A 14,664-nucleotide genomic window follows, 5' to 3' on the forward strand; every position below is an offset into this window, starting at 1 on the left:
AGCTCTTGCTAAGGATCACACCCGCTTAGGTGTGCTCGACCACGGCTCTTGCGATTTGTACGGCTCCCCCGCCGTGCTCAAGTCATCAAAGCTTATGCCGTTCAAACATTTAGCCATTGGGTAAGGATACGGCGCAAGTGTGCCCTGGCAACATACCCCCTTTGGCATATTGAGCGGCCGAGTTGGCCTGCTGGATGACACAAGCAGGCACGGACTCGCGGTTTGTCCCACCCTAGCCCTTGCTTCTAAGCGCCCCACGAAGCTCTGGCAGGCGAAGAGAAGGCGCACTGAAAGCAACTCGATAGACGCCAGGCCGAACGCCTTGGGGGAGCGCAGATTGCCGGGCGCAGTAGTCACAGAGGAACTAGAGAGCATCGCCGCCGTCCGCCACAATCAACGGCGTTCGACGGTTCGAGAGAGCATTCGACCAACGAATGCCGCCGGCAATCCCTTGCGATCGGAAACGTGGACCAGACCGGCAATCCGCCCGGAATGAGCGTATCACTCGCCTCTGCGGATACCGCTACCGGCGGCGGCGCTGATCAATGTAAACAGCAACCACCAAGATAACGCCCACCGCTATCTGCTGCCAAAAAGACGACAGTCCGACGATGACAAAGCCGTTGCGCAGAACGGCAGGAATGAAAACGCCAATCACGGCACCCATTATCGATGCAACTCCACCAAAGAGGCTGGTTCCGCCAATCACCACGGCAGCAATTGCCTCTAAACTGAGGTTGGAATACGCGCCCACGGCAGTTGTGGAAAAGCGTGCAAGATCGACAATTGCACCCAGGCCAGCACATCCCCCCGAGATGACGTAGACACCGATCTTGATAGCAGCGACGTTGACGCCAGATCGGGTCAGCGCTTGTTCCTTGGAGCCAACCCCAAGGACGTGCAGGCCGAAACGCGTCGTGTTCAGCAAGACTGCGGCGGCGAACACCACGGCGAGTGCGACGAGCGACACATAAGGCAGCAAGTTGAATAACCGCCCTGTCCCGATGGTGAGGGTCAGGGTATCCGGAATACCCGCTCGGATGTTAATTCCGTCGGTCAGCAACAGAGCACTCCCACCGGCCGTGCCCAAGGTGCCGAGAGTGGCGATAAGCGGTGGAATGCGGAATTTTGCAACCATGATGCCGTTGATAGCCCCCCAGATCATGCCAGTTGCAATGCTGGCGACAACGCCGACGATAGTGGCAACCCATCCCTCACCACCAAACATGATCATCGTCTTGGCAGCGACTATCTGGCTGAAAACCAGCACCGAACCGAGCGACAAATCGATCCCCGCCGTAGCAACCACGAAGGTCACTCCGACAGCGACTATAAGGAGCGTGGAAGCGTCCCCGATTATGTTGCGAATATTGTAGGCGGAAAGCACGGCATTGGGATTCCATGCGCCGAAGAATCCGAACAGCAGCAAAAGGCATACCAGCAGCCACAGCCATCGGACGCGCCCCGACGTCACAATTTGGCGAAGCATATAAGTCCTGTCCGTGACGTCCGACATGGTCAACGTGCCCCTGTGATCGAGGCGACCAGCCCCATTGTGTCAGTCTCGCCCCGCAAAAACACCGCAGCTGTTTGGCCACGACGCAGGACATGAATTCGGTCGGCGATATCAATGACCTCAGGCAGGTCATGGCTTATCAAGACGATACCCAGTCCTTTTTGGCGCACCCGCTTGATCATTTCGTGCACTCCTGCCCTCTGGATGACCCCCAACGCCGCTGTAGGCTCATCGAGAAAGAGCACCTTGGAAGCCCAATGCGCAGCGCGCGCGACAGCAATGCCCTGTTGCTGGCCGCCTGACAGTTCAGACACTTGGCAGCGTTCATTCTTGAGTTTGACATTAAGGGCGACCAGGGCGGCAATTGCCTGTGTGCGCATTTTAGCCCGGTCGAGGATTCCGAGTTTTCGAGCAAACGGGCCTGATTTGTATAACTCACGTCCGAGAAAGAAATTCTCAGAGGGTTCTAGGTGCGGAGCAAGTGCCAGGTCTTGATAGACAATTTCTATTCCGGCCACGCGCGCTTCCGACGGATTGGAAAACGAGACTGCACGCCCCTCAAACTCGATCTTGCCCCCTGTCGGCTCTTCCGCGCCCACGAGGATCTTGGTCAAGGTGCTTTTGCCCGCACCATTGTCGCCGATCAGCGCGGTAATCTCACCGGGATAGACGTCGAAATCGACGCCGCGCAACGCCTCGATAGAACCATAACGCTTGCCTATGCTACGCGCGGAAAGGATGGGTTGGTTCATTTTCGTCCTTCGAGAAATGAGTCGAAAGTGTTTTTGGTGTTGGTTGATCCAGGATTTTCAAAACCGTGAGGGCTTCCCCACCGATCGAACTCGTTTCGAGAACTCGACTGCCGCCTGGGACATGGCCCTGGCCGCGGACCAGCGTCGGGAGATATTGATATCGACTTCAGATCGTTGCTGCCGACGGCATTGTTTTAAGATCAAACGCAAGCACTGCCGGGCAGATTTTTTGGCGCACAGGTTCGGTTGGCACTTCGCTCGGCCTCGACAGAATGGCTTTCTGACTGTCTGGATCTCACCTTGGCCAGCCGGACAAGGCGGACGACCGCCTTGCCCTTGCCCGCTTATGCGAGCGGAAATGTGCTGCGCCAGCCCATAGCTAGAGGCGTCAAGGTAGGCCGCGCAGAGCCTCGTTCATGCCCGCTCCATTCGATCCGATAAACTGCAAGACCTAACGAAAGCCGCCGTCAATTCTTGCAGGTGAAGGTGTAGAGCGTCGCCTGAGCCTCTGGCGATGTGAGGCTTTCCAACGTCACCGGCAGGTAGCCCTTGAGGACCTTGGGTTCTACCTTTTGCCCATCGAGCTGCGCTGCAACATTCTTCACGCCAAGATATCCCAGTTCGTCAGGATTAAACGGCAGCAGGACATCGAGATAGCCCTGCTTTAGCCAGTCGACCTCGGTTGGACTGGCATCGAACGCGACGGCTGGGATATCTGCGCGATCGAGGTTTCGCAGCGTCGCACCGACAAACTCCCCGATCAGAGTTGCATCAGAGTGAATACCCGCAAGATCAGGATGCGCTGCCAATGCACCGCGGATCGCATTCGACACCTTGTCTGGGCTGTCACCCGCAAACTGCTTCTCCAGCACAATTATGCCGGGAAAGGTTTTCATGACCTCGAGAAATCCAGCATGTCGCTGGTCGGTTATTGCTATTCCTGGAGCCACCCCAACTTCCAGAACTGTACCTTTGCCATTAATTAGTTTGGCCAACTGCCGTGCAGCTTCCCGGCCACCCTCGGTGCCGTCTGTGCCGATATGGGGAATGCCCAGCCCGCCACCCAGTTCGGAATCCACGGTCGCCACTTTAATACCGGCATCAAGGGCCTCCTTGAGCGGAGCCTGAAGTGCAACTGAATCCGTTGGGTCGATCACAAGTCCATCCGGATGGCTCGCAATCGTAGCTCGTAGAACTGGAATTTGTTGCTGGGCGTTCCATTCGGGTGGACCGCTGACATTGATTGTTGCACCAATCTCTTTGGCCGCTCGGCGCGCGCCGCACTCCATCATAGCGAACACGGGGTCTCCGGTCCGAGCCACTATCAGCGATAGATTCTTCGCCTGGAGTGGAGTAATGGCCGCTGCCATCAGGAAAGCAGTCAATAGATTAACTCGCATGTAATTCCCCTTCTTTTTTGGTTGTATTTGCGTCTACGCAGAGAAATGACCGCCTGGTATATTAGGCATACGCAAGATGCTGCGGCGGCAAAGCAGGCACCTTGAGCAGAGAGTCCGAAAGCTTTTCTGCGATCATCATTGTCGGGCCGTGAAGGTTGGCGTTCGTAATGCGCGGCATGATCGACGCATCAATAACGCGAAGGCCTCCAGCCCCATGCACTCGGCCATCAGCATCGACCACAGCCATATCGTCATGACCCATTCGGCAACTCGAGCAGGGATGATACTGGGTGCTCGTGTTGGACTTGAGCCAGGCAAGGATGTCGGCATCCGCCATTTTATAAAGTCCGGGATCTACGGCTTCGCCGCGAAGCTTGGACCATGCCTTCTGCTGGATGATCTCGTCGGTATGACGCACGCCATCTATGAGATCGCGCCGATCTTCGGGATGCGACAGATACCCCAGTACGATGCTCGGATTGGCCTTCGGATCCGCCGAATTTAGCGTCACAGCGCCGCGGCTGCGCGGGAGAGCAAGGCAGGTTTGGTACAGAAAGCCATCTTCAACGGTGACGCTGCCGTGCGAGAGCTCGCCAAGAACAGGGAGGAACTCGTGCTGGATGTTCGCGTAGTCCGCCCGATCGCTGCTCCTGAAGAACGAACCTGTTTCCCACAGATTGGTGGCCCCGAGACCAGAGCGCAAGAAGAGCCATCTGGCTCCGATCAGCCCCTTTTTTAGCACCCCCATGTCTACGCCGGGGGACATGCCGCGGCGCGCCGCGCGATATTTTACCGAGACGGCGACGTGATCCTGAATTCCCTTCCCGACTCCAGGCAGATTGACGAGGGTTTTGATCCCATGCTGCTCAAGCTCTGCCCTCGGACCTATCCCCGACAACATTAGGATCTGCGGTGAGTTGAAAGCGCCACCGCAGACAACAACCTCGGTCTCGGCGAATACGTCATGCAAAGCGCCATTCTGTTCGTAGCGCACGCCTATTGCACGCGTACCATCGAAGAGAATCTTCTGAACCAGCGCACCTAATTCGAGACGGACATTGCCCTTGCGCAACGCTGGCCGCAGATACTGTCGCCCGCCACTTGCGCGGATGCCATGATCAATATTTGCTTGATAGGCATGCACACCTTCCTGGCGGTAGCCGTTGTAGTCCTCGTTGAGCGCATGACCCGCTTGCTGACCCGCTTCTAGAAAGGCTTGGAACGGCTCAAGCTCCGCCTTCATTGTGGTGATCGCGATTGGCCCCTTGCCACCTCGGTATTCGTTGGCTCCCTTGTCGAACCTCTCAAGGCGTTTGAAATACGGCAAGCAGTGAGCGTAGGACCAAGTTGGCAAATTGAAATCTTCCGCCCATCGGTCAAAATCGCGCGGATTGCCACGCACATAAACCATTCCGTTCAGGGAGCCCGATCCTCCAAGCATCTTGCCGCGGACATGGGTGATGTACCGTCCGTCCAAATCGGGTTCTGGACCCGTCTGAAAGGACCAGGTTCTGGCTTTGTCAGTCAGTGGGTAGGATAAGGCCGCAGGCATGCGTATATAGATCGAGTTGTCACTGGGGCCGGCTTCAACAACCAAAATCCGCAGGTTGGGGTTTGCCCCAAGTCTTGCCGCCACTATTGCGCCCGCGGCACCGGATCCAATGACGATGTAGTCAAACTTCGACATTGTCGTGTGTCCCCACAACGTTTTGAAATGAGCTACGCCTCGATGCCGCTCAAAGGGCCGAGTCCCGCCAACAGTCCGGTGAGAGTTCGAACCGACAACTCGAATTGAAAGGTTTCGTCCGTCAGTGGGGAGCGTTTTTCGCCACGGCGCCTGGCGTCGTGGACCAGTTCTTGTACCACTTGCGGAACAGGGCGAACTGGCTGTCCACAAAGCCGCGTTGGCTGTCGGACAGCTTGTCAGAATCGTTGAAGTGCGCCGCGTATTCGGCGTCGCCGTTTAGCACCATCATGTGCTTGTAGTAGAGCACCAAATCCGGTCCTGCGTCGAAGGACGAAAGTACACTTAGCGCATTTTCAAGTTCCTGCGCCCTCACGCGTGCGTCGACATCGCCCTTTTGGGCAGATTGGCAAAGCTTGACCAGATGCAGGACCTCTTTCGGCAACGCATTGCCGACTCCGGTGATGGCCCCAGCCGCGCCGCAATTGACGAAGCCATGATAGACCGTGGTGTCCACGCCGGTCATCAAGATGACTTCGTCATCACGACTTGTGATGTTTTCCGCCGCGTAGGTCATATCATCGGCGCTGCCGAACTCTTTGAAGCCGACGAGGTTCTTGTGATCACGGCGCAGATCAAAGAACAGGTCTGCGCGAGTCACAAAGCCATAATACGGACTGTTATAAATGATAGCTGGCAGATCTGGAGCTGCCGTCAGTATGGCTTTGAAATGCGCCCGCTGAGCAACGACAACCGAGCCGCGCGACAGCACGCGCGGGATGACCATCAGGCCCTGGGCGCCAACCTTTTGCGCATGGGCGGCATGATCGGCCGCCTTCGAAGTGTTGACTGCACCGGTACCGACGATCAAGGGGACACCCGCTTTGACCAAGCGCTCCACGCCTTCCATGCGCTGCTCATCCGTCAAAAGCGGCCAGTCGCCCATGGAGCCGCAATAGACAACTGCCGACATTCCCGCCGCCAGCAACTCCTTGCCCTTACGAACGAGAGCATCAAAATCGGGAGTTTTGTCAGGTTTGCACGGAGTCATGAGCGCCGGGATGCAGCCGGTGAAAATGTTGGCTTTCATATACCTTCTCCATCATTCCACACCGTCCAAGAAGGTGCTTTCCGCCAGAAACTTCGCGCCTGTTTTCAAAGCGCCGATCTCGTCCTGTCCGGGATCTGAAAGCACCTTGGGTAAAGTTAACTGGTGACAGTCGCGTAACGACATACCCCCTTTGGCATATTGAGCCGAACAACCGCTCTGAAGGAGTGACTTGCCGGGCAGCTCTGTCCGTGGGCCGGGCCTGGATTCTTCGTTCATTGAGCTACTTGAGGGTCCGGAGCCGGGATACCCGGCAACTCCGTCCAAGGCTATGATGATAGCGCGGCGATAGGGAGTGAGCCTTGATGGCAACAATTGGAACAGTTGAAGCTATTGATTTCACTAGGCAATTGTTCAAGGCAGTCGGCCTGGCCGACTATCCTGAAAAGTTAATGGCATCACTTCGGAAGGTGGCGCCATTCGATATCTACTCGGTCACGGTTTTCTCGCCGAACGGAAAACCCTCGCTGCTTGCCAACAATCTGGAGGCGTTTGTGTCGAGCCGCGTCATCGAGAATTTTCTCTCTGCCACATATCTCCTCGACGCAGTCTATACGGCTTGCTGCGCGCGCGTACCGCCGGGGCTCTATCGATTGTCCGAACTGGCGCCAGACAACTATTTTTCCAGCGACTTCTACAATTCCGCGGATTTCCACCCATGCGTGTCCGACCAGGCCGGCTCGCTTGCCGAAGAGATCGTTTATCTGGCCACGCCTTTTGACGACGACTACCTCGTGCTCTCCCTTATGCGGGGCAACGGCCTGTCAGTATTCAGCGAGGCCGAGTTCTCTGACCTCAAACTGGTGGCGCCTGTCGTTCTGGATACGATGATCGAACATTGGAGCTCATCGATCTCCCGATCATCCCAACCCGACGCCGTGCCCCCCGTATCGACGCTGGAGAAGGCCGTCACCACCTTCGCCAACGACAAACTTTCCCCAAGAGAACAAACCATCATGAGTCTGCTCTTAAGGGGACATTCGACCCTTTCAGTTGCCTACAATCTCGACATTGCCGAAGGCACTGCAAAAGTTCATCGGAAGAATATCTATGACAAGCTCGGCATCAGCAGCCAGGCGCAAATGTTCTTGATGTTTTGCGAGCACATAATCAACACTCAGGAGCCCAACGCATGAAAAATTGTGCTGCAGTGGATTAGGGTCATACTTGTTTGGTGGCGACATTCACGGCTAGCAAGAGCTCGAAATCGCAGCGACTGTAGAGCATGCCATGGCGCCTCTCACGATTTCACTTTTCCTGCCCCCGTGCCGGCAGCGGCTCGCCATGAACAACCCAATCGGACGGCGCCACCTCAAAAAACATCACTGTCGTATCCGACGGCGAAATATCAGCGACAGCTTCGAGAGCATTGGTGATCGCCTTGGCAATTTCCAGCTTTTTAGCTGAGCTTCTGCCAGGAAACAGTTCCACTCGTACAATTGGCACGGGTTCTACTCCACAAGCTTTCGATATTCTGGATATGCCGCTTAAGTGTGAGGTTTAAGTTGCTGCAGTGGAACTCGGTGTGCGCCAGGGATTCCCACACGACCGTCGACCACTATTATTCGGCCCTATCTCGCCAGCTTGACGTAGATCGCCTTGGTTTCCATAAACTCCAAGATGCCCTCGGAGCCGTTTTCGCGGCCAAGACCGCTTTCCTTCATGCCGCCGAAAGGCAGTTGAGGCATCGTTTCGAGATAAGCGTTGACGTAGACAGTACCGCTCTTGACCTTGCGCGACACCGTGAGGGCGCGAGACAAGTTGCTTGTCCAGACGCCATTGGCAAGGCCGTAGCTCGTGTCATTGACGAGTTCAACCGCCTCTTGCTCGGTGTCGAAGGGCATAACGCAAACAACAGGACCAAATATCTCTTCACGGAAAACAGTCATTTCAGGTGTGACGCCGACGAGTATCGTCGGCTCCACGAAATAGCCATCTGCGAGAGCAGCATCCTTCGGCGCGCCACCTCCGCAGAAGATTTGAGCGCCCTCAGTCCGCGCGGTCTCGATATAGCCAAGGACCTTGTCAAAGTGCTCCTTGTGAATGAGCGCACCGACGGACGCGTCCGGGTCAGCCGGCGTGCCCAGACGCATGCGCCCTGCCTTCTCAGCCAGCCTCTCTAGGAATGTATCGAAAATCGGCGCTTCGACAAACAAGCGACCTGCGGCGCAACACTCTTCACCCTGATTGATCGTGAACCCTGCCAGCGCCCCGTCGAGCGCCGCATCCATGTCAGCATCGGCGAAAACGATGTTAGCGCCCTTCCCGCCGAGCTCAAGTGCAACCTTCTTTAATTTAGCAGACGCCCGAGCAGCGATTATACGACCGACGCGCGTCGATCCGGTGAATGAAATCATGTCTACGAACGGGCTGTCGCAAATGGCGGAACCTACCGTGTCGCCAATCCCCGGCACCACGTTGATGACGCCATCCGGGATACCGGCCTTCTTCGCCAGGACCGCACATTCAAGCGCGGTTCCGGCGGTAAGTTCCGATGGCTTGATCACGACAGAACATCCAGCGGCCAAGGCAAAGGGCAGCTTCTGGAACAGGGTTACCATGGGATAGTTCCACGGCACGATCATCGCCACGACGCCGTAGGGCTCATAAGTGACCAAGCCCATCTTTCCGGAGCCTTCATGATTGACCAGACGCCCGGGGAGACTCCAGGCCAATGAAGCGGCATAGCGGATCAGCTGGACTGACCATCTGATCTCATCGGCGGCCGCTGCAATCACCTTTCCAGCTTCATCGGCCTCAATGCGAGCGAGCTTTGCCACATCGGCTTCGATGAGATCTGCCCAGCGGTTAAGGATTGCGGCGCGCCCGCTGCCGCCTAGTTCGTTCCAACTTCCCTTGAGGAACGTCGAATGGGCGGCGGCGGCTGCATCATCGATTTGCGAGGGCCCGCAGAGCGCAAATGTCGCCACGGGTTTCGATGTCGATGGCGAGCGCCGTTCGAGATAAGCACCATCCAAGGGTTCGACCCATTCTCCCGCGATCCAGAGACCATATTTTCGTGTGCTTACCATGGTCAAATGACCTTTCCTGTTCGGCCGCTTCGATCCGCGACAGCACACGACGACTGAATTAGGTCGCGCAAGATCGGAAGGAATTCCGATTAAGCGACGGCATGCCCGGTATCATCGCTGGATTCTAAGGCTGCCAAAGTCCAGACAGTATACCCCGTTTGGCATATGGAACGGCGCGCGCGACCACCGTAGCAGGAGCGCCTTCGTCAGCGACGACCGGCATATCCTGGGGTCAGGTTCAATCGCGGGATACGGGAGAGGGTCGGGATGAATGATGCTACCGGCAAAAACTGGCAGCCCTCACAGAAGATTTGCTCTAAACGGTCTGGAACGCAGGTTCCAACGCGCCAAGGCAGCCACAGACAGAGCAATTCCCGATGCCCGCAAAAAGTGACGACGTCCTTGTCAGCTACGAAGATCTGGTGGCATTGCTTAAAGCGATTTTTTCCAGAGCAGGGGTCTCTGACTGCGGCGCCCTTATCTTGGCAGAGAACTGCGCGTCATGTGAGCGCGACGGTGCGATCAGCCATGGCATATTCCGTATTCCAGGATATGTCGCATCTCTGAAATGCGGCTGGGTGGATGGCAAGGCTAAGCCTTTGATCCAAGAAGCAGGCGCGGCAATGCTGCTTGCAGACGCATCTAACGGCTTTGCACAAGTTGCTCTGGCGGCAATGCTTGAAGCGATCAAATCGAAGGTTCGCCAAACAGGCGCAATTGTTGTTGCCATCCGGAACTCTCACCATTTCAGCGCACTTTGGCCAGACTTAGAGCCATTCGCGAGAGATGGATTGGTGGCGTTTTCAGCAGTCACCGGCACGGCTTGCGTCGTACCCCTTGGGGGCAGAGTGCCAGTATTTGGAACGAACCCGATCGCATTCGCCACACCCGTAGCCGGCGGCGATCCAATGGTCTTCGATTTCGCAACAAGCGCCATTTCCCGTGGTGATGTAAGCATAGCGGCCCGAGAAGGCCATCTTCTTCCAGAACGAGCCGGTATCGACCGGATGGGCCGCCCGACGAGAGACCCCCGCTCGGTGCTAGATGGGGGAGCCCTGTTGCCGTTTGGCGATCACAAGGGTGCTGCCCTCAGTCTTATGGTCGAGATTCTGGCATCGGCCGTGACCGGTGGGCAATTTTCGGCCGAAGTGGATTTCGCGGGGTATCCTGGTGCGGAGATTCCGAAGACTGGGCAGTTTTTGCTCGTAATGGATCCTACACGGGGCGGCAACAACCTCTTTGCCAACAGGGTGGCAGATTTGATTGGATCAGTCAGGCGAGCCGGGCAGATGCGTCTGCCCGCCGATCGCCGCTATGCGACGAGGCAATTGTCTCGATCGAGGGGCATTCCGATCAAGCGGAACCAGTACGACGACTTGCTGGCTCTCTCTTGAGCGAATTCGGATGGCGATCACAAGCCGCAAACTTGCCTCAGACATCGCCCTAGCAATAGCTTCTTATGAATTGGCGCAGAGCAATGAGATGGGATCATGCGTTCTCGAGATCCAACCTCGCCTGCAAGCCGGTAATCACATCGTCGCGAGCGTCCGCAATGTGTTTCTTCAACAGCTTCTGCGCAAGTGCTTGACTGCCATCGGCGAACGCTTCCGCAAGAGCCTTATGATCTTCCAAGGCTTTCGACTGCGCAAGTCGAGCATCGATCTGAAGACGGAGGTACCTGTCCGCCGACGTATAGAGTGAGGACAGTAGTGCAAGTGATCTGGGCCGCCTTGAGGAGCGAGATAGCGCCTTGTGAAACGCCCAGTTCAATTCACTCAACTTCGCCGGCGACTCCTTCGCCTTCAAGGCCCTTGTGTAGTCCTCCAGCGCACGCTGGACATAGGTCACATCCGCCTCGGTGGCATTTTCCATTGCCTTCTTGAGAATGAAGGGCTCAAGCGCAAGCCTGGCATCGAAGATGTCGATGGCATCATCAACGGTCAGCGAAGCCACAACCGCGCCTTTGTGGGTATGGATGACGACGAGCCCCTCACCCTCAAGCTGGAGCAAAGCCTCGCGGATAGGGATGCGGCTGACTCCCAATTCCTCTGCGATCGCCTCCTGCCGGATCTGCTGACCGCCCTTGTAAAAGCCCGATATGATCCGGGCGCGGACGAGGTCGACGACCGAAGACGTGACAGTGTTGCGTTTAATGGCGACTGAGGGTTTCATCCAAGACCTACCGCGAACAATTCTGCATATTGAATAAAGGATATACCCTGTCGGCGCTAGTGGAGGTCCCACGTGGCGAAATCCCAAAAACCACCCTTCAAGTCGCCTTACGAAACAATCGACGTTTTCAAAACGAACCCGTTTTGGCAGCCAGCCTCAGATCTTTCGATCATTTATCATCTTGTGGCGGCACGATGCTCACAGAGGCCCCAGCGGGAGCCGGGGCGAAGATCGCGGATACTCCAAAGCATCGAATTCTTCAGCCTCTTTTGAGATGCTTGTTGCTTGCTGGATTCGTTCCTGCAGCGTCTAGACCGGAGGTTTCTCGTCGGCGTAGTGCGCAATTTGCGGTGGCATCGCCTGGCGACCTCGTACGCGATCGACCATCTTCTCGGCGATCATCATTGTCGGGCAGTGGAGATTGCCATTGGGGATGCGCGGCATGACCGAAGCATCGATCACCCGGAGCCGTTCGACACCGTGGACCCGACCTTCGTCATCAACCACGGCCATGTCGTCATTGCCCATACGGCAACTCGAGCAAGGATGGTATTGGGTTCCCATATTCTCTTTGAGCCAACCGAAAACTTCTTCATCGGATTTCTTGCGCAAGCCAGGGACAATGGCTTCCCCGCGGATGCTATCCCAGCCCCTTTGCTGGATGATCTCGTCAGTATGGCGAACACCATCGATCAGATTGCGTCTGTCTTCCGGCTGTTGAAGATAGTTGAGAACGATCGACGGGTGCAGCCTCGGATCGCGCGATTTGAGTGTCACCGCGCCCCGGCTTTCCGGTCGGCCAAGGCAGACCTGGTACTGGAACCCTTCCTCGATGTTGACCTTTCCATGCATGAGTTCGCCGAGCATCGGCAGGAACTCGTGCTGGATGTTGGCATACTCGACGGAATCGCTGCTTTTGAAGAAGGAGCCAACTTCCCAGAGATTGGTTATGCCCAGGCCCTTCCTGAAAAACAGCCATTGTGCACCGATGAATGCCATCTTGATGAGGTTCATGTCGACCGCCGGTGACACACCTTTGTGCGAGGCACGATACTTGATGGACACCGCGACATGGTCCTGCAAGCCTTTTCCCACGCCGGGAACGTCAGCCACGCTCTTGATGCCATACGCGGCAAGTTCCGCGGCAGGACCTATGCCGGAAAGGAGAAGCAAATGCGGCGAGTTGAAGGCGCCACCGCACAGGATAACCTCCCGCCCAGCTTCAACCGACTGAACCACTCCATCCTTCTCGAAGGTGACGCCGACGGCTTTGCTTCCACTGAAATCGACCTTGTGAACCAGAGCATTCAGGACGAGTTTGACATTGCCGCGTTTGATGGCGGGGCGAAGGTAGGCCCTGCCGCCACTCGCGCGGATACCGTTGTCGATGTTTGCCTGATAGGCGTGGACGCCTTCCTGGCTATAGGCGTTGTAATCTTCGTTCAATGGGTGACCGGCCTGTTGCCCGGCTTCCAGAAACGCACGGAACGGTTCGAGCTCGGCCTTCAGCGTGGTGATCCGGATTGGCCCCTGCCCGCCCCTGTATTCGTTGTCACCCCTGTCATACGATTCCAGTTTCTTGAAGTATGGAAGGCAATGGGCATAGGACCAGTTGGTCAAGCCGTCTTCTGCCCAGCGGTCGAAGTCGCGCGGATTTCCGCGAACATAGACCATCCCGTTCAGGGATCCTGAGCCGCCAAGCATCTTGCCGCGAAGATGAGTGACCATGCGGCCATCGAGAGCCGCCTCGGGGCCAGTTTCGAATTCCCATGTCCGCTTTTTGTCAGTCAGTGGATAGGACATCGCGGCAGGCATGCGAACATAGATCGAATTGTCGTGCGGCCCTGCCTCAAGGACCAGGACGTTGACATTGCGGTCTTCGCCGAGACGGGCGGCAACAATGGAACCCGCCGCGCCAGATCCCACGACGATGTAGTCATACTTCTTCGAAAGCACCTGTATCACTCCGGATTCTGGATTCGGCGATGAAAAAAGGCGGACAACTCAGTAAGAACTGTCCGCCGTCCTTCTTATTAGGATGGTCTGAAGATCATGCGGCCTTCGGTAGCGAGTAGCTTTCGAGCTGTTTGATCGCGTCCTTGATGGTTCGGGTCACGAATTCCCGTTCGTCGCCAACGAGCGGCAGGCGCGGTCCACGCACCCACTCAGGCGCGCCATAGACCAGGCTTTCAGAGAGCTTGATGTACTGGACGAGCTTCACATGCGTGTCGAGATGGAAAGCAGGTGTGAGCAATCTGTAAAGCTGCAGTGCCTCTTCCTTGCGCCCCTGGTTGCAAAGGTTGAACAGCGTAACGCATTCCTTGGGCCAGACATTCGTCATGCCCGACACCCAGCCGACCGCACCGAGTGCGATGCTCTCGACGATCTGATCGTCAACGCCACAGAAAATCTGATACCGATTGCCGAGCGCGACAAACATATCGGTCACGCGACGGACATCACCAGTCTCTTCCTTGACGGCAACGATGGTCGGCGAGTCGGCCAGTTCCTGCAGGACGCGGGGGGTAACGTCGACGCCATAGGCGATCGGATTGTTGTAGATCATGATCGGTAGCCCGCTGGCCTTGGCGAGGCTCCTGTACCATTCGGTTGTCTCTCGAGCATCGGACTTGTAGCCAAGCGTGGGGAACGCCATCAGCCCTTCCACGCCAAGCTTCTCGAATTCACGGGCACGCGCATTGGCGTCGGCCTGGGTGATCTCGGCAAGCCCGGATAGCACCGGAACACGCCCGCCAGCCACTTCCTGCGCACTGCGGATGACGAGTTCCTTCTCGGAAGGCGTGAGGCAGGAATTTTCGCCAAGCATCGGCAACACGATTACGCCAGACACCCCATTGGTGATCAGCCGGTCAATGGCAGACTGGTTTGCCTGCACGTCGATCGAGCCGTCCTGATTCAGCTTTGTGGTTACGGCGGGAAACACCCCTGTCCACTGGTTCATTTTTTTCCTCTTGTATTCGACGGCGCACCTTACGCCAC

13 protein-coding genes are annotated in these 14,664 nt (G+C 56.6%); 2 read left to right on the plus strand and 11 right to left on the minus strand.

Annotation, left to right across the window (positions count from 1 at the left end):
* Nucleotides 1-523: 523 nt before the first annotated feature.
* From ACZ89F_RS31460 to ACZ89F_RS31485, 6 genes are all read right to left on the minus strand, one after another.
* Nucleotides 524-1,516 (minus strand): ABC transporter permease, encoded by a 993-nt coding sequence (locus ACZ89F_RS31460; RefSeq protein WP_476096057.1) that lies wholly within the window; start codon nucleotides 1,514-1,516, stop codon nucleotides 524-526.
* A 2-nt stretch (nucleotides 1,517-1,518) separates the two neighbouring features.
* Nucleotides 1,519-2,268: an ATP-binding cassette domain-containing protein gene (locus ACZ89F_RS31465; protein WP_476096058.1), complete on the minus strand. Its 750-nt coding sequence runs from the start codon at nucleotides 2,266-2,268 to the stop codon at nucleotides 1,519-1,521.
* Nucleotides 2,269-2,735: 467 nt separating this feature from the next.
* Nucleotides 2,736-3,668: an ABC transporter substrate-binding protein gene (locus tag ACZ89F_RS31470; RefSeq protein WP_476096059.1), complete on the minus strand. Its 933-nt coding sequence runs from the start codon at nucleotides 3,666-3,668 to the stop codon at nucleotides 2,736-2,738.
* 61 nt (nucleotides 3,669-3,729) lie between these two features.
* Nucleotides 3,730-5,355: a choline dehydrogenase gene (locus tag ACZ89F_RS31475; RefSeq protein ID WP_476096060.1), complete on the minus strand. Its 1,626-nt coding sequence runs from the start codon at nucleotides 5,353-5,355 to the stop codon at nucleotides 3,730-3,732.
* A 121-nt stretch (nucleotides 5,356-5,476) separates the two neighbouring features.
* On the minus strand, nucleotides 5,477-6,442 hold the full coding sequence (locus ACZ89F_RS31480; protein WP_476096061.1) for a dihydrodipicolinate synthase family protein: 966 nt from the start codon (nucleotides 6,440-6,442) through the stop codon (nucleotides 5,477-5,479).
* Nucleotides 6,443-6,454: 12 nt separating this feature from the next.
* Nucleotides 6,455-6,679: a hypothetical protein gene (locus ACZ89F_RS31485; protein ID WP_476096062.1), complete on the minus strand. Its 225-nt coding sequence runs from the start codon at nucleotides 6,677-6,679 to the stop codon at nucleotides 6,455-6,457.
* An 86-nt stretch (nucleotides 6,680-6,765) separates the two neighbouring features.
* On the opposite strand from ACZ89F_RS31485, the gene ACZ89F_RS31490 reads away from it, so the two are divergent.
* Complete coding sequence (locus ACZ89F_RS31490; protein WP_476096063.1) at nucleotides 6,766-7,596, plus strand: helix-turn-helix transcriptional regulator; 831 nt, start codon at nucleotides 6,766-6,768, stop codon at nucleotides 7,594-7,596.
* A 112-nt stretch (nucleotides 7,597-7,708) separates the two neighbouring features.
* On the opposite strand, the gene ACZ89F_RS31495 is transcribed toward ACZ89F_RS31490, so the two are convergent.
* Together ACZ89F_RS31495 and ACZ89F_RS31500 are read right to left on the minus strand one after the other, a co-directional pair.
* Entirely contained in the window at nucleotides 7,709-7,906 is a 198-nt protein-coding gene (locus tag ACZ89F_RS31495; protein ID WP_476096064.1) for a tautomerase family protein, read from the minus strand.
* Nucleotides 7,907-8,031: 125 nt separating this feature from the next.
* Complete coding sequence (locus ACZ89F_RS31500; protein WP_476097441.1) at nucleotides 8,032-9,492, minus strand: aldehyde dehydrogenase family protein; 1,461 nt, start codon at nucleotides 9,490-9,492, stop codon at nucleotides 8,032-8,034.
* 377 nt (nucleotides 9,493-9,869) lie between these two features.
* Here ACZ89F_RS31500 and ACZ89F_RS31505 point away from each other — a divergent pair, with 377 nt between their 5' ends.
* On the plus strand, nucleotides 9,870-10,886 hold the full coding sequence (locus ACZ89F_RS31505; protein ID WP_476096065.1) for an Ldh family oxidoreductase: 1,017 nt from the start codon (nucleotides 9,870-9,872) through the stop codon (nucleotides 10,884-10,886).
* Between the two features lie 94 nt (nucleotides 10,887-10,980).
* Here the strand turns inward: ACZ89F_RS31505 and ACZ89F_RS31510 are convergent, their stop codons facing one another.
* From ACZ89F_RS31510 to ACZ89F_RS31520, 3 genes are all read right to left on the minus strand, one after another.
* Nucleotides 10,981-11,664: a GntR family transcriptional regulator gene (locus ACZ89F_RS31510; protein WP_476096066.1), complete on the minus strand. Its 684-nt coding sequence runs from the start codon at nucleotides 11,662-11,664 to the stop codon at nucleotides 10,981-10,983.
* A gap of 309 nt (nucleotides 11,665-11,973) precedes the next feature.
* Nucleotides 11,974-13,620, minus strand: a complete 1,647-nt coding sequence (locus tag ACZ89F_RS31515; RefSeq protein ID WP_476096067.1) for a choline dehydrogenase — start codon at nucleotides 13,618-13,620, stop codon at nucleotides 11,974-11,976.
* A 94-nt stretch (nucleotides 13,621-13,714) separates the two neighbouring features.
* Complete coding sequence (locus ACZ89F_RS31520) at nucleotides 13,715-14,626, minus strand: dihydrodipicolinate synthase family protein (protein WP_476096068.1); 912 nt, start codon at nucleotides 14,624-14,626, stop codon at nucleotides 13,715-13,717.
* Nucleotides 14,627-14,664 lie beyond the last annotated feature (38 nt).

This window comes from Mesorhizobium sp. USDA 3734 (genome assembly GCF_056279665.1).

Excerpts from the sequence above, each read along its gene's own strand:
- ACZ89F_RS31460 (WP_476096057.1), bottom strand. The coding sequence starts at position 1,516 with ATGTCGGACGTCACGGACAGGACTTATATGCTTCGCCAAATTGTGACG.
- ACZ89F_RS31465 (WP_476096058.1), bottom strand. The coding sequence starts at position 2,268 with ATGAACCAACCCATCCTTTCCGCGCGTAGCATAGGCAAGCGTTATGGT.
- ACZ89F_RS31470 (WP_476096059.1), bottom strand. The coding sequence starts at position 3,668 with ATGCGAGTTAATCTATTGACTGCTTTCCTGATGGCAGCGGCCATTACT.
- ACZ89F_RS31475 (WP_476096060.1), bottom strand. The coding sequence starts at position 5,355 with ATGTCGAAGTTTGACTACATCGTCATTGGATCCGGTGCCGCGGGCGCA.
- ACZ89F_RS31480 (WP_476096061.1), bottom strand. The coding sequence starts at position 6,442 with ATGAAAGCCAACATTTTCACCGGCTGCATCCCGGCGCTCATGACTCCG.
- ACZ89F_RS31485 (WP_476096062.1), bottom strand. The coding sequence starts at position 6,679 with ATGAACGAAGAATCCAGGCCCGGCCCACGGACAGAGCTGCCCGGCAAG.
- ACZ89F_RS31490 (WP_476096063.1), top strand. The coding sequence starts at position 6,766 with ATGGCAACAATTGGAACAGTTGAAGCTATTGATTTCACTAGGCAATTG.
- ACZ89F_RS31500 (WP_476097441.1), bottom strand. The coding sequence starts at position 9,492 with ATGGTAAGCACACGAAAATATGGTCTCTGGATCGCGGGAGAATGGGTC.
- ACZ89F_RS31505 (WP_476096065.1), top strand. The coding sequence starts at position 9,870 with ATGCCCGCAAAAAGTGACGACGTCCTTGTCAGCTACGAAGATCTGGTG.
- ACZ89F_RS31510 (WP_476096066.1), bottom strand. The coding sequence starts at position 11,664 with ATGAAACCCTCAGTCGCCATTAAACGCAACACTGTCACGTCTTCGGTC.
- ACZ89F_RS31520 (WP_476096068.1), bottom strand. The coding sequence starts at position 14,626 with ATGAACCAGTGGACAGGGGTGTTTCCCGCCGTAACCACAAAGCTGAAT.